The following is a 12,659-nucleotide window of genomic DNA, read 5'->3' as shown; positions in this document are numbered from 1 at the left end:
AAACCCTGGCGGCGCACGGCCAAGCATGGTGGAGTGGATAACGCCCGACCCCGATACCGAGAGTGAGGTCCAGCCGTGCTGGGTCTGCCGGAGAAGGTGCGCGCCTGCCTGTTCGACCTCGACGGCGTGCTCACCGATACCGCGAGCGTGCACACCAAGGCCTGGAAGGCCATGTTCGACGCCTACCTGTCCGACCGGGCGAAACGAACCGGGGACAAATTCGTGCCCTTCGACGCGGCCGACGACTACCGCAAGTACGTGGACGGCAAGAAGCGTGAGGACGGCGTCCGGTCGTTCCTGGAAAGCCGCGGAATCGAGCTGCCCGACGGCGAGCCGGACGACCCCGGCGACGCCGAGACGATATCCGGCCTGGGCAACCGCAAGAACGACATGTTCCAGAAGGTGCTGCGCGACGACGGCGTCGAGGTGTTCGAGGGATCGCGCCGCTACCTGGAGGCGGTCTCGGCCGCCGGCCTCGGCATCGCCGTGGTGTCCTCGAGCGCCAACACCCGCGACGTCCTCGAGATCACCGGCCTGGACCGGTTCGTCCAGCAGCGGGTGGACGGCGTCACGCTGCGCGACGAGCACATCGCCGGCAAGCCGGCCCCCGACTCCTACCTGCGCGGGGCCGAGCTGCTGGGCGTCGGCGCCGACGCCGCCGCCGTCTTCGAGGACGCGCTCTCGGGCGTGCAGGCCGGCCGCGCCGGTAACTTCGGCTACGTGGTGGGCGTCGACCGGGTGGGCCAGGCCGAGGACCTGCGCCGCAACGGCGCCGACGTGGTGGTGACCGACCTCGCCGACCTGCTGAAGTCATGATCACCGAGGAGTGCTACCCCGTCGAACCCTGGCAGATCCGCGAGACCAGGCTCGACTTGAACCTGCTGGCCCAGTCCGAATCGCTGTTCGCCCTGTCCAACGGCCACATCGGGTTGCGCGGCAACCTCGACGAGGGCGAGCCGCACGGCCTGCCGGGCACCTACCTGAACTCCTTCTACGAGATCCGGCCGCTGCCCTACGCCGAGGCCGGTTTCGGCTACCCGGAGGCCGGCCAGACGCTCGTCGACGTCACCAACGGCAAGATCATCCGGCTCTTGGTCGAGGACGAGCCGTTCGACGTGCGCTACGGCGAGCTGCTCTCCCACGAGCGGGTGCTCGACCTGCGCGCCGGGACCCTGACCCGCCTCGCGGACTGGCGCTCGCCCAACGGCAAGCAGATCCGGGTCGTGTCCACCCGGCTGGTCTCGCTGGCCCAGCGCGGGGTCGCCGCCATCGAGTACGTCGTCGAAGCGGTCGAGGAGTTCGTCCGCGTGACCGTGCAGTCCGAGCTGGTCACCAACGAGGACCAGCCCGAGACCTCCGACGACCCGCGGGTGTCGGCGATCCTGGAGAACCCGCTCGAGGCCGTCGACCACGAAAACACCGACACCGGAGCGCTTCTCATGCACCGGACGCGGGCCAGCGCGCTGATGATGGCCGCGGCGATGGACCACGAGATCGACGTCCCCGGCCGCGTCGAGTTCAGCACCGACGCCCGCCCCGACCTGGCGCGCACGACGGTGATCTGCGGGCTGCGCCCGGGCCAGAAGCTGCGCATCGTCAAGTACCTGGCATATGGCTGGTCGAGCATGCGGTCCCGCCCGGCGCTGCGCGACCAGGCCGCCGCCGCGATCCACAGCGCCCGCTACACCGGCTGGCAGGGGCTGCTGGACGCGCAGCGGTCCTACCTCGACGACTTCTGGCAGAACGCGGACGTCGAGGTGGAGGGCGACCCCGAATCCCAGCAGGCCGTCCGGTTCGGGATGTTTCACCTGCTGCAGGCCAGCGCGCGCGCCGAGCGCCGCGCCATCGCCGCCAAGGGGCTCACCGGAACCGGCTACGACGGCCACGCCTTTTGGGACACAGAGGGTTACGTGCTGCCGGTGCTGACCTACACCGCCCCGCACACCGTCGCCGACGCGCTGCGGTGGCGGGCGTCGACGCTGGACCTCGCCAAGGAGCGCGCGGCCGAGCTCGGCCTCGAGGGCGCCAGCTTCCCCTGGCGAACCATCCGCGGGCAGGAATGCTCGGCCTACTGGCCGGCCGGCACGGCGGCCTGGCACATCAACGCCGACATCGCGATGGCGTTCGAGCGGTACCGCACCGTCACCGGCGACCACGACCTGGAGCGGGACTGCGGGCTGCGGGTGCTGGTCGAGACCGCCCGGCTGTGGATGTCGCTGGGGCACCACGACCGGCACGGCGTCTGGCACCTGGACGGCGTCACCGGCCCCGACGAGTACACGGCGATCGTCCGCGACAACGTCTTCACCAACCTGATGGCGGCCCACAACCTGGTCACCGCCGCGGACGCGTGCAACCGCCACCCCGAGGAGGCGGAGGCGCTGGACGTCACCACCGAGGAGGCGGCCGCCTGGCGCGACGCCGCCGGCGCGGTCAACATTCCCTATGACGCGGAGCTCGGCGTCCACCAGCAGTGCGAGGGCTTCACCACCTTTGCCGAATGGGACTTCGAGAAGAACACCACCTATCCCCTGCTGTTGCACGAGGCCTACGTGCGGCTCTACCCCGCGCAGGTGATCAAGCAGGCCGACCTGGTGCTGGCGATGCAGTGGCAGAGTCACGCGTTCACGCCCGAACAGAAGGCGCGCAACGTCGACTACTACGAGCGGCGCATGGTCCGCGACTCGTCGCTGTCGGCCTGCACGCAGGCCGTGATGTGCGCCGAGGTCGGGCATCTGGAGCTGGCCCACGACTACGCCTACGAGGCCGCGCTGATCGACCTGCGCGACCTGCACCACAACACCCGCGACGGGTTGCACATGGCCTCGCTGGCCGGGGCCTGGATGACCCTGGTCGTCGGGTTCGGCGGCCTGCGCGACGACGAGGGCATCCTGTCACTGGATCCCGCGCTGCCCGACGGCATTTCGCGGCTACGGTTCCGGCTGCGCTGGCGGGACTTCCGGCTGACGGTCGACGTCAACCACTCCGAGGTCACCTACACGGTGCACGACGGGCCCGACCACGAGCTGGACATCCGGCACGCCGGCGAACAGCTCACCCTGAGCACCGATGCGCCGACGATCGTCGCGGTGCACATCCGCAAGCCGCTGCTGCCGGCGCCGCAGCAGCCGCCGGGCTGCGAGCCACTGCACCGGCGCGCGCTGGCCCGCACTCAGTGAGGTTGCAGGACGCGGGAGATTTCGGTGGCGATCGCCTGGCGCAGCTCGGCGTCCGGCAGATCATCGATGCCGACCGCCGAGCGTAAAAAAGGGGCAAACAGCCGCCAACCGAACTGCAGGGCAAAGGCATTCGCCACGGCCAGGCGCGCGCTGCGGTCGCCGTCGGGACCGGGGCCGTGCATCGGCCGGATGTCGTCGTACATCTGCGAGGCGCCGGGGAACCGCGACTGCAACTTTCCCGCCGGGTAGCCGTCGAGCAGCGTGCGCGCCATGACCCGCAGATGCCGGTCCAGCGCCCGCTCCGCCTCCTCCGCGGTCGGGTCGCTCTGCAGCAACGCGGTCGTGGTCGCGCCCAGGTGGTCGAGCACGGCGCCGACGAGCTGGTCCTTCGTGCCGAAGTGCCGAAACACCAACCCGTGGTTGACGTTCGATCGCGCGGCGATGTCGCGGATAGACGTCGCGGCCGGGCCGCGCTCGGCGAACAGCTCGGTGGCGGCGTCCAGGACCGCGGCCCCCACCTCCTCGCGCCCGGTGGGATTTTTGCGGCCGGCCCTTGCCGAACTTGTAGTCATGTGACTACACTAGCCCATGTAGTCAGTTGACTACAGCCGATCTTCGCAAAAGGACGAAAGAAAATGACCCACTCCATCACCGTCACCAAGCTGGGCAGCCGGATCGGCGCCCGGGTCGACGGAGTCAAACTGGGCGGCGACCTCGACCAGGCCAGCGTCGACGAGATCCGCGAAGCCCTGCTGGCCCACAAGGTGATCTTCTTTCGCGGGCAGGACCACCTCGACGACGAGGGGCAGCTCGAGTTCGCGCGGCTGCTGGGCACCCCGATCGGCCACCCCGCGGCGTCGTTCCTGTCGGCCGGCAACGCGCCGATCATCACGCCCATCAACTCCGAGTACGGCAAGGCCACGCAGTGGCACACCGACGTCACCTTCGCCGCGAACTACCCCGCGGCCTCGATCCTGCGCGCGGTCACGCTGCCCAGCTATGGCGGGTCGACGCTGTGGGCCTCCACCGCCGCGGCCTACGACAACCTGCCCGAGCCGCTCAAATGGCTGGTCGACAACATGTGGGCGCTGCACACCAACCGCCACGACTACGTGACCGCCGAAGCGATCGACGCGATGAGCGACGCCCAGAAGGCCTTCCGCCAGGCGTTCGAGAAAAAGGAGTTCCAAACCGAACACCCCGTGGTGCGGGTGCACCCGGAGACCGGTGAGCGCACGCTGGTGCTCGGCAACTTCGTGCGCGGGTTCGTCGGGCTGGACAGCTACGAGTCGACGGTGCTGCTCGAGCTGCTGCAACGGCGAATCACCATGCCCGAGAACACCATTCGCTGGAGTTGGGGGTACGGCGACGTCGCCATCTGGGACAACCGGGCGACGCAGCACCGCGCCATCGACGACTACGACGGCCAGCATCGGCTCATGCACCGGGTCACGTTGATGGGCGATGTGCCGGTCAACGTGCACGGGCAACGCAGCCGGGTCGTCAGCGGCGCCCCGCTCGATGCCACTACGCCCGAGGGAATCGCAAGCTGAGTGAGGGGTCAGCCTGCGGTGCTGACGGGATCGCTCGGTAGCCAGCGCAACGCACCCGGCGCATGCGCTGGCACCACCGGGTGATCCGGCGGAATCGGGGACAGCCTCCGGTAGGTGTCGCCCTGCAACGGGCGCAGGTCGTTCTCGCCCTTGTTCGGCCACAGCGACGCGGCCCGCTCGGCCTGCGCGGTGATGGACAGCGACGGGTTGACGCCCAGGTTCGCCGAGATCGCCGCCCCGTCCACCACGAACAGCGTCGGGTAGCCGTAGACCCGGTGATACGGGTCGATGACGCCGTTTTCGGGGCTGTCGCCGATCACGGCGCCGCCGAGGAAGTGCGCCGTCAGCGGGATGTTGAACAGCTCGCCCCAGGTGCCGCCGGCCACGCCGTCGATCTTGGCGGCGATGCGGCGGGTGACCTCGTTGCCGACCGGGATCCACGAGGGGTTCGGCTCGCCGTGCCCCTGTTTGCTTGAATACCAACGGATTCCGAGCTTGCCCCGCTTGGTGAACGTGGTGATCGAGTTGTCCAGGTGCTGCATCACCAGCGCGATCACCGTGCGCTCGCTCCACTGCCGGGGGTTGAGCAGCCGCAACATCAGCTTCGGATTCTCACCGGCCTGGTCCAGCAACTGCTTCCAGCGCGGCGTATCGGTGCCGCCGGGGCCGTGCCCGTCGGTCATCAGCGTCTGCAGCAGCCCCATCGCGTTGGAACCCTTGCCGTAGCGGACGGGCTCGACGTGGGTGTCCGACGTCGGGTGAATCGACGACGTGATCGCCACCCCGTGCGTCAGGTCCAGATCGGGCTTCACCTCCAGCGTCGCGGCGCCGACGATCGACTCGGAGTTGGTGCGGGTCAGCACGCCGAGGCGATCGGACAGGCGCGGCAGCTTTCCCCTGTCGCGCATCTTGAACAGCAGGTGCTGCGTGCCCCAGGTGCCCGCGGCCAGGATCAGGTGAGACGCGGTGTAGGTGCGCCGGTCGCGGCGCAGCCAGCTTCCGGTGCGAACCGTTCGGACCTCCCACAGCCCGTCGGAACGCTGCTCGAACCCCTTCACCGTCGTCATCGGAATGACTTGTGCGCCATTGGCTTCCGCGAGGCCGAGGTAGTTCTTCAGGAGCGTGTTCTTGGCGCCGTAGCGGCAGCCGGTCATGCAGCAGCCGCATTCCAGGCAGCCGGTCCGGTCCGGGCCCGCGCCGCCGAAGAACGGGTCCGGCACCGTCTTGCCGGGCGCCTTGGTGCCGTCCGGGCCGAAGAACACCCCGACCGGGGTCGGCACGAAGGTGTCGCCGCAGCCCATCTCGTCGGCGACTTCCTTCACCAGGCGGTCGGCGTCGGTGAACGTCGGGTTCTCCACCACGCCCAGCATCCGTTGCGCCTGTTCGTAGTGCGGCATCAACTCGTCGCGCCAGTCGGTGATGTGCGACCACTGCCGGTCCTTGAAGAACGGCTCCGGCGGCACGTACAGGGTGTTGGCGTAGTTGAGCGAACCGCCGCCCACCCCGGCGCCGGCCAGGATCATCACGTTGCGCAGCGGGTGGATCCGCTGGATGCCGTAGCAACCGAGCCTGGGCGCCCAGAGGAACTTGCGCAGGTCCCAGGAGGTCTCGGCGAACTCCTGGTCCGAGAAGCGGCGTCCGGCCTCCAGCACGCCCACCCGGTAGCCCTTTTCCGTCAGCCGCAACGCGCTGACGCTGCCCCCAAACCCCGACCCGATGATCAGGACGTCGTAATCCGGCTTCATGGCACCAGTATGGCCTTACCGGCCGGTAGCAAACCAGGGGGCGCCGAGGCCCTAGTCAGGCGCCGCGCAGCTGGCTTCGCCGAGTGCGCCTTGCTACGACCAGGCGGCGGATCCCGCCCAGCGCCGGCGCCGCCAGCATCACCGCCGGCATCGCAAGCAACAGGACAGGACCGCCGCCAGGGCCACCCGCCATCATGACGAGTCCCCCTATCGCAACGGCTACGACTGGAAGCGCCTCCCACTTGCGGAAGGGCTTGTCGACCCTCAGCCGCGTCGGCCGGCTTTGGCGCTTGCGTAACACGGTGCGACGCGCCGCGGCCACAGCCGGTGCGAGGACGACTACCGCCGGCATCGCGAGCATCAGTTCGGGACCGGCGACCCAGCTGCCGATCACGATGACGGTCGCCCAGACGGCGGCGGCCAGGGCCGACAGGGCCACGAATTCGCCAAGGGGCTTTTTAGCGGCGCCCAGCACGGCGGGAACCAGACCTCTTGTGGGGGGAATCCAGCGCTGGATGAAGAGTGCACTCATCGTTCCTTGGCGTTGAACACGCTGCTGCGCGTTCATAATGCGGCGGCGCGATCGCCGAAAGATGTGCAGCCGCAGCAATTTCTGGCCGAACCATCGGCCAAGCCAGTAACTGAGCACGTCCCCCAGCACCGATCCCGCCACCGCGACCGCCACGAGCGGCACGATCGAGACGCGACCGCCGCCCGCGAGCACGATTACCGTCATCAGGATTGGTTCGGCGACAATCACCAGCCCAAGCAGGGGAACACCCGAGGCAACGACGACCGCCGCAAGCAAGGCATACAGCCAGGGGCCGGTCAGCAGTTCGGGCAAAGTACCGAACGGAGGCATGTCGCCGGTCATCCGGCGTCGGCGCAGCTTCGGTCGGCTGCGCTGGCAGGCGGTTGCGCGGCGCGACGCCGTGCCAACGGGTTCAGCCTGCGGTAGGGGTCCTCCGCGCGGATCTTGAGCAGATCGGCAAGCACGGTTTCCAAGGACGTTTGGGTCGCCTCCTTCACAAGGGCGACCCATCCGTCGTCGGACGCGCCGGCGGGCTTGGTCGTGTCGACTTGCGTGCCGAAGCGCAGATACATCCGTTGCGGGCGGGGGATCAGCGTGGGGCCGATGCCATGCATGAGCGGCATCGGCATGTCTTTGCGGCCGGTGATCTTTTCGCTCAGGGCCAGACTGAGCCGTCCCCATCGGCTGTCGCGGGACAAGAAGCTTCGATACATGTCGTCGCTGCCGACCAGGCCGACGGGCACGATCGGGTAGTCGTTGGCAATGGCCACCCGGGCGAACCCGGCCCGTCCGCGCCAGTCCAGGGTGTGCTCCTCGCCCTTGAATTTGGCGATCTCGCGCCCGCCGCCCGGAAAGACGAGGATGGTTTCGTTGTTCCGCATCAATTCATGAGCGTTTTCGGGCGCACCGACGACGGCGCCGTAAGCGGCGGCCAAGTCAGCGATGGGCCCGCGCATATTGCCCATTCCCCGCTCGGCCAGCGGCCGCACCCGGGTTCCAATGGCTCGCCGGACGAAGTGGGAGATCAAGAACACCTCCATCCCTCCTTGGGTATGGTTGCCCACCAGCAGGAAGCGGCCATCCCGCGGCAGGCCTTCGAGGCCCTCGACATACGGGCGGCAGAAATCGACGACAGGTTCGCCCCTGCTGCTGACCGAATCGAGAACGCGCCGCAGCGTCTGCACCCGCGCAGGCTGGTCGATGATCTGTTCGGGTCTTACGGGAATGGCCATGGCCCTCGCATACTCCAATCGTTAGTGAGTTCGCCCCAAGTCGGCCGACGTGACGTCCTCAAGCTACCAAACGAATTAGTTCGTTTGCCTGAATTCATCCTGAAGAAACGCCACCGCACGCGGCGGGTGACCGGTCGCTGTCCGGTCCGCGATCTGTGTCGCCGATGGCGAGAATCAGCCCCCGACGGTCAGGCCGACCTTCTGGAACTCCTTGAGGTCGCAGTAGCCGGCCTTGGCCATCGACCGGCGCAGGCCGCCGACCAGGTTCAGGCTGCCGAACGGGTCGTCGGACGGCCCGCCCAGCACCCGCTCCAGCGGGGGCCGCTCACCCACGGCGATCTGCAGCAGCGCCCCGCGCGGCAGCGACGGGTGCGCCGCCGCGGCCGGCCAGAACCACCCGCCCCCGAGCGCCTCGGCGGCCTCGGACAGCGGCGTGCCCAGCATCACCGCGTCGGCGCCGCAGGCGATGGCCTTGGCCAGCTCGCCCGAGGTGTGGATGTCGCCGTCGGCCAGCACGTGCACGTACCGGCCGCCGGTCTCGTCGAGGTATTCGCGGCGCGCGGCGGCGGCGTCGGCGATCGCGGTGGCCATCGGCACGCTGATGCCCAGCACCTCGTCGCTGGTGGTCACGCCCCGGGTGGAGCCGTAGCCGACGATGACGCCGGCGGCGCCGGTGCGCATCAGGTGCAGCGCGGTGCGGTGGTCGAGCACCCCGCCGGCGACCACCGGCACGTCGAGCTCGGAGATGAAGGTCTTCAGGTTCAGCGGCTCACCGTCGCTGGCCACCCGTTCGGCGGACACGATCGTGCCCTGGATGACCAGCAGGTCGATGCCCGCCTGCACCAGCACCGGCGTCAGCGCCTGGGCGTTTTGCGGGCTGACCCGCACCGCGGTGATCACTCCGGCCTCGCGGATGCGCGCCACCGCCGACCCCAGCAGTTCGGGGTCCAGCGGCGCCGCGTGCAGTTCCTGCAGCAGCCGGATCGCCGCGGAGGGCTCCGGCTCCTTCTCGGCGGCCTCGAGGAGCTGGGCGATCTTGGCCTCGACGTCGGCGTGCCGGCCGATCAGCCCCTCGCCGTTGAGCACGCCCAGCCCGCCGAGCCGGCCCAGCTCGATCGCGAACTCCGGCGACACCAAAGCGTCGGTGGGATGGGCGATCACCGGGATCTCGAACCGGTAGGCGTCCAGCTGCCACGCCGTCGACACGTCCTTGGACGAGCGGGTGCGCCGGGACGGCACGATGCTGATCTCGCTCAGTTCATACGTGCGACGGGCGACGCGGCCCATGCCGATCTCGACCATTGCCAGTTCGCTGTTCACCGCGCGAAGTAGTTGGGCGCTTCGACGGTCATGGCGACGTCGTGCGGATGGCTCTCGCGCAGCCCGGCCGCCGTGATCCGGACGAACTGCGCCTGCTGCAGCACCTCGATGGTGGGCGAGCCGGTGTAGCCCATCGCGGCGCGCAGGCCCCCGGTCAGCTGGTGGATCACCGAACCCAGCGGGCCGCGGAACGGCACCCGGCCCTCGATGCCCTCGGGCACCAGCTTGTCCTCGGAGAGCGCGTCGTCGGCGAAGTAGCGGTCCTTGGAGTACGACTTGCCCCCGCCCGAACCGCCGGAGCCCCGGCCCGCCATGGCACCCAGCGACCCCATGCCCCGGTAGCTCTTGAACTGCTTGCCGTTGACGAAGATCAGCTCGCCGGGCGCCTCGGCGGTGCCGGCCAGCAGCGAGCCGAGCATGGCCGTCGACGCGCCGGCGGCCAGCGCCTTGGCGATGTCGCCGGAGTACTGCAGTCCCCCGTCGGCGATGACCGGAACCCCGGCCGGGCGGCACGCCGCGACGGCCTCCAGGATCGCGGTGATCTGCGGCGCGCCGACGCCGGCCACCACCCGCGTCGTGCAGATCGATCCCGGGCCCACCCCGACCTTGACCGCGTCGGCCCCGGCGTCGACGAGCGCGGCGGCCGCGGCGCGGGTGGCCACGTTGCCGCCGATCACCTCGACGCGGTCGCCGATCTCGGCCTTGAGTTTGCCGACCATGTCGAGCACCAGCCGGTTGTGCGCGTGCGCGGTGTCCACGATCAGCACGTCGACGCCTGCGTCGACCAGCATCATCGCGCGGACCCACGCGTCACCGCCGACGCCGACGGCGGCGCCGACCAGCAGCCGCCCGTCGCTGTCCTTGGTGGCCAGCGGGTGCTGCTCGGTCTTGACGAAGTCCTTGACCGTGATCAGCCCGGTCAGCCGGCCGTGGCCGTCGACGATGGGCAGCTTCTCGATCTTGTTGCGGCGCAACAACCCCAGCGCCGCGTCGGCGCTGACGCCCTCCTGGGCGGTGATCAGGGGGGCCTTGGTCATCACCTCGGCGACCTTCTTGGTCTGGTCCACCTCGAAGCGCATGTCGCGGTTGGTGATGATGCCGACCAGCGCGCCGTCGTCGTCGACGACGGGCAGCCCCGAGATCCGGAACCGGGCGCACAGCGCGTCGACCTGAGCCAGCGTGTTGTCCGGGCGGCAGGTGACCGGATCGGTGACCATGCCGGCCTCGGAGCGCTTGACCATCTCGACCTGGCCGGCCTGCTCGGCGACCGGCAGGTTGCGGTGCAGCACACCCATGCCGCCGGCCCGGGCCATCGCGATCGCCATCCGCGCCTCGGTGACGGTGTCCATCGCCGAGCTGACCAGCGGCACCTTGAGCCTGATCTTCTTGGTCAGCTGGCTGGAGGTGTCCGCGGTGGGCGGGACTACGTCGGAGGCCGCGGGCAGCAGCAACACGTCGTCGAAAGTCAATCCGAGCATCGCGATTTTGTACGGGTTGTCGCCGCCGGTCGGCAGCGGGTCGTCGGCCAGTCCGGGGATGTGGGGGTCGCGCAGATACGGGCTGGCAACCAGGTCGGAGCTGTCTTCTAAGTGGGACGTGCCACTGGACATCGGTGGGGCCCTCCATGCGCGCGCGGAGTGAGAAGCCCATCCTATCGGCTCGCGCCGACACCGGACCCGCTTGGCCACGCGCGCCGCTCGCGGCGCGCGGCGCGAGTCCGCCTGCTGGCGCGATGACGGCCCGCCTGCGTAGTCTAGAGGCGTGCGTGACCACCTCCCGCCGGGTTTGCCACCCGACCCGTTCGCCGACGACCCCTGCGATCCGTCGGCTGCGCTCGAAGCCGTCGAGCCGGGGCAACCCCTGGATCAGCAAGAGCGGATGGCGGTCGAGGCGGACCTGGCCGATCTCGCCGTGTACGAGGCCCTGCTGGCGCACAAGGGAATTCGCGGACTCGTGGTGTGCTGCGACGAATGCCAGCAGGACCACTACCACGACTGGGACATGTTGCGGGCCAACCTGTTACAACTGCTCATCGACGGCACTGTCCGCCCGCACGAGCCCGCCTACGATCCCGAACCGGACTCCTACGTCACCTGGGATTACTGCCGGGGATACGCCGACGCCTCGCTCAACGAAGCGACGTCAGACGCGGACGGGTTTCACCGCCGCTGAGCTGATATGTAAGCGGTTCTGTCAAGTGGGCAGGGAAAAGCGGCGGTCGCGGTGTGTTGCGGCCGCCGCTTTTCGTTGGCCGGATGAGGTCGTTGTCGAGGTCGAGCGTGTCTTTCGACGCGTGTCAGTCTGATATGCGCGGGTTGGTTACCGCAGGACGGGAGTTTCGAGTTGGAGCGGCTTGCTGTGTCTAGGAGCGAGCGTAATCGCCTGTGTTGCAAGCAGATTGCTCATAGCTCAGTCGCGGGTCACTCCAAGGCGCTTGCCGGCCTGTTCATCGACCTCATCCGGGGCCTGTGGGGCGATCTATCCGTCGAGTACGGCCAGTGACCAGCACCATCCGGCCAGCTCGCGGGCGATCGCGGTGTTGGCGACCACGGCGCGTTTCTTGCGTGCATCGAACGAGCGCCACCGAGTATGCAGGCGTTGGTTGGCCAGCTGGGCGCGCGCACGGGCCGCGGGATCAGCAGCAGCCCAGCGCCGCTGCAGCTTGGCGCTCACACGGTAGCGGGGCCGGTGATGCCAGGCTGCTTCGATCAGCAGTCGTCGGGCATGACTGTTGCCGGTCTTGGTGACCCCGCCCTGAATCCGGCTGGGCCCCGAGGAATACTCGCTGGGCACCAGCCCGAGATAGGCGCCGATCGCGCGGCCGGTCAGCCGATGCCAGTCGCCGATCTCGACGGCCAACCCGAACGCGGTCAACGTCGCGATTCCGCGCAGGCAGCACAGCCTGCTCACCACCGGGGTGAACTCAGAATCAGCAGCCATCTGTTCGATAGCGCGATCGAGGCGCTCGCGGCGATTGAGGGTGACCAGCATCGCCTCAAAGCTACTGTCGTAGGCCAACTGCAGGGCGGGATTGTCGAACCGCTGAGCGCGCAGCCACAGCTCATGTTTGCCGGTCCAGGCTCTGCCACCGCTGTAGA

Annotated in this window: 11 protein-coding genes; 4 read left to right on the top strand and 7 right to left on the bottom strand. The window is 69.0% G+C overall.

Annotated features, from left to right (window positions below):
• Positions 1-75 precede the first annotated feature (75 nt).
• Both A5655_RS20475 and A5655_RS20470 read left to right on the top strand, forming a co-directional pair.
• Positions 76-816, top strand: a complete 741-nt coding sequence (locus A5655_RS20475) for a beta-phosphoglucomutase family hydrolase (RefSeq protein WP_067013145.1) — start codon at positions 76-78, stop codon at positions 814-816.
• Positions 813-3,179: a glycoside hydrolase family 65 protein gene (locus A5655_RS20470; protein ID WP_067013143.1), complete on the top strand. Its 2,367-nt coding sequence runs from the start codon at positions 813-815 to the stop codon at positions 3,177-3,179. Before A5655_RS20475 ends, A5655_RS20470 begins: the two co-directional genes overlap by 4 nt.
• Here the strand turns inward: A5655_RS20470 and A5655_RS20465 are convergent.
• Positions 3,173-3,751: a TetR/AcrR family transcriptional regulator gene (locus A5655_RS20465; protein WP_067013141.1), complete on the bottom strand. Its 579-nt coding sequence runs from the start codon at positions 3,749-3,751 to the stop codon at positions 3,173-3,175. The genes A5655_RS20470 and A5655_RS20465 overlap by 7 nt on opposite strands.
• Positions 3,752-3,814: 63 nt before the next feature.
• On the opposite strand from A5655_RS20465, the gene A5655_RS20460 reads away from it, so the two are divergent.
• On the top strand, positions 3,815-4,732 hold the full coding sequence (locus tag A5655_RS20460; RefSeq protein WP_067013139.1) for a TauD/TfdA family dioxygenase: 918 nt from the start codon (positions 3,815-3,817) through the stop codon (positions 4,730-4,732).
• An 8-nt stretch (positions 4,733-4,740) separates the two neighbouring features.
• Here A5655_RS20460 and A5655_RS20455 read toward each other — a convergent pair whose 3' ends face one another.
• The 5 genes from A5655_RS20455 to guaB form a co-directional block, all read right to left on the bottom strand.
• Entirely contained in the window at positions 4,741-6,477 is a 1,737-nt protein-coding gene (locus A5655_RS20455) for a GMC oxidoreductase (RefSeq protein WP_067013137.1), read from the bottom strand.
• 55 nt (positions 6,478-6,532) lie between these two features.
• Entirely contained in the window at positions 6,533-7,351 is an 819-nt protein-coding gene (locus tag A5655_RS20450) for a DedA family protein (RefSeq protein ID WP_067013135.1), read from the bottom strand.
• Entirely contained in the window at positions 7,348-8,241 is an 894-nt protein-coding gene (locus A5655_RS20445) for a lysophospholipid acyltransferase family protein (RefSeq protein WP_067013133.1), read from the bottom strand. Before A5655_RS20445 ends, A5655_RS20450 begins: the two co-directional genes overlap by 4 nt.
• A gap of 174 nt (positions 8,242-8,415) precedes the next feature.
• Entirely contained in the window at positions 8,416-9,543 is a 1,128-nt protein-coding gene (locus A5655_RS20440) for a GuaB3 family IMP dehydrogenase-related protein (RefSeq protein ID WP_067013200.1), read from the bottom strand.
• Between the two features lie 14 nt (positions 9,544-9,557).
• On the bottom strand, positions 9,558-11,171 hold the full coding sequence (gene guaB, locus A5655_RS20435) for an IMP dehydrogenase (RefSeq protein WP_067013131.1): 1,614 nt from the start codon (positions 11,169-11,171) through the stop codon (positions 9,558-9,560).
• A gap of 151 nt (positions 11,172-11,322) precedes the next feature.
• On the opposite strand from guaB, the gene A5655_RS20430 reads away from it, so the two are divergent.
• On the top strand, positions 11,323-11,733 hold the full coding sequence (locus tag A5655_RS20430; protein ID WP_066933952.1) for a DUF5319 domain-containing protein: 411 nt from the start codon (positions 11,323-11,325) through the stop codon (positions 11,731-11,733).
• A gap of 306 nt (positions 11,734-12,039) precedes the next feature.
• Here A5655_RS20430 and A5655_RS20425 read toward each other — a convergent pair.
• The coding region (locus A5655_RS20425) for a transposase (protein WP_067005360.1) at positions 12,040-12,659 on the bottom strand (620 nt) is incomplete at its 5' end.

Source organism: Mycobacterium sp. 1081908.1, assembly GCF_001673535.1.
In the GTDB taxonomy this organism is placed as follows: Bacteria; Actinomycetota; Actinomycetes; order Mycobacteriales; family Mycobacteriaceae; genus Mycobacterium.
This window is presented reverse-complemented; position numbering and strand designations above follow the sequence as displayed.

Coding starts and splice junctions, on each gene's coding strand:
- A5655_RS20445 (WP_067013133.1), bottom strand. CDS start 8,241: ATGGCCATTCCCGTAAGACCCGAACAGATCATCGACCAGCCTGCGCGG.
- A5655_RS20455 (WP_067013137.1), bottom strand. CDS start 6,477: ATGAAGCCGGATTACGACGTCCTGATCATCGGGTCGGGGTTTGGGGGC.
- A5655_RS20460 (WP_067013139.1), top strand. CDS start 3,815: ATGACCCACTCCATCACCGTCACCAAGCTGGGCAGCCGGATCGGCGCC.
- A5655_RS20450 (WP_067013135.1), bottom strand. CDS start 7,351: ATGACCGGCGACATGCCTCCGTTCGGTACTTTGCCCGAACTGCTGACC.
- guaB (WP_067013131.1), bottom strand. CDS start 11,171: ATGTCCAGTGGCACGTCCCACTTAGAAGACAGCTCCGACCTGGTTGCC.
- A5655_RS20470 (WP_067013143.1), top strand. CDS start 813: ATGATCACCGAGGAGTGCTACCCCGTCGAACCCTGGCAGATCCGCGAG.
- A5655_RS20465 (WP_067013141.1), bottom strand. CDS start 3,751: ATGACTACAAGTTCGGCAAGGGCCGGCCGCAAAAATCCCACCGGGCGC.
- A5655_RS20440 (WP_067013200.1), bottom strand. CDS start 9,543: ATGGTCGAGATCGGCATGGGCCGCGTCGCCCGTCGCACGTATGAACTG.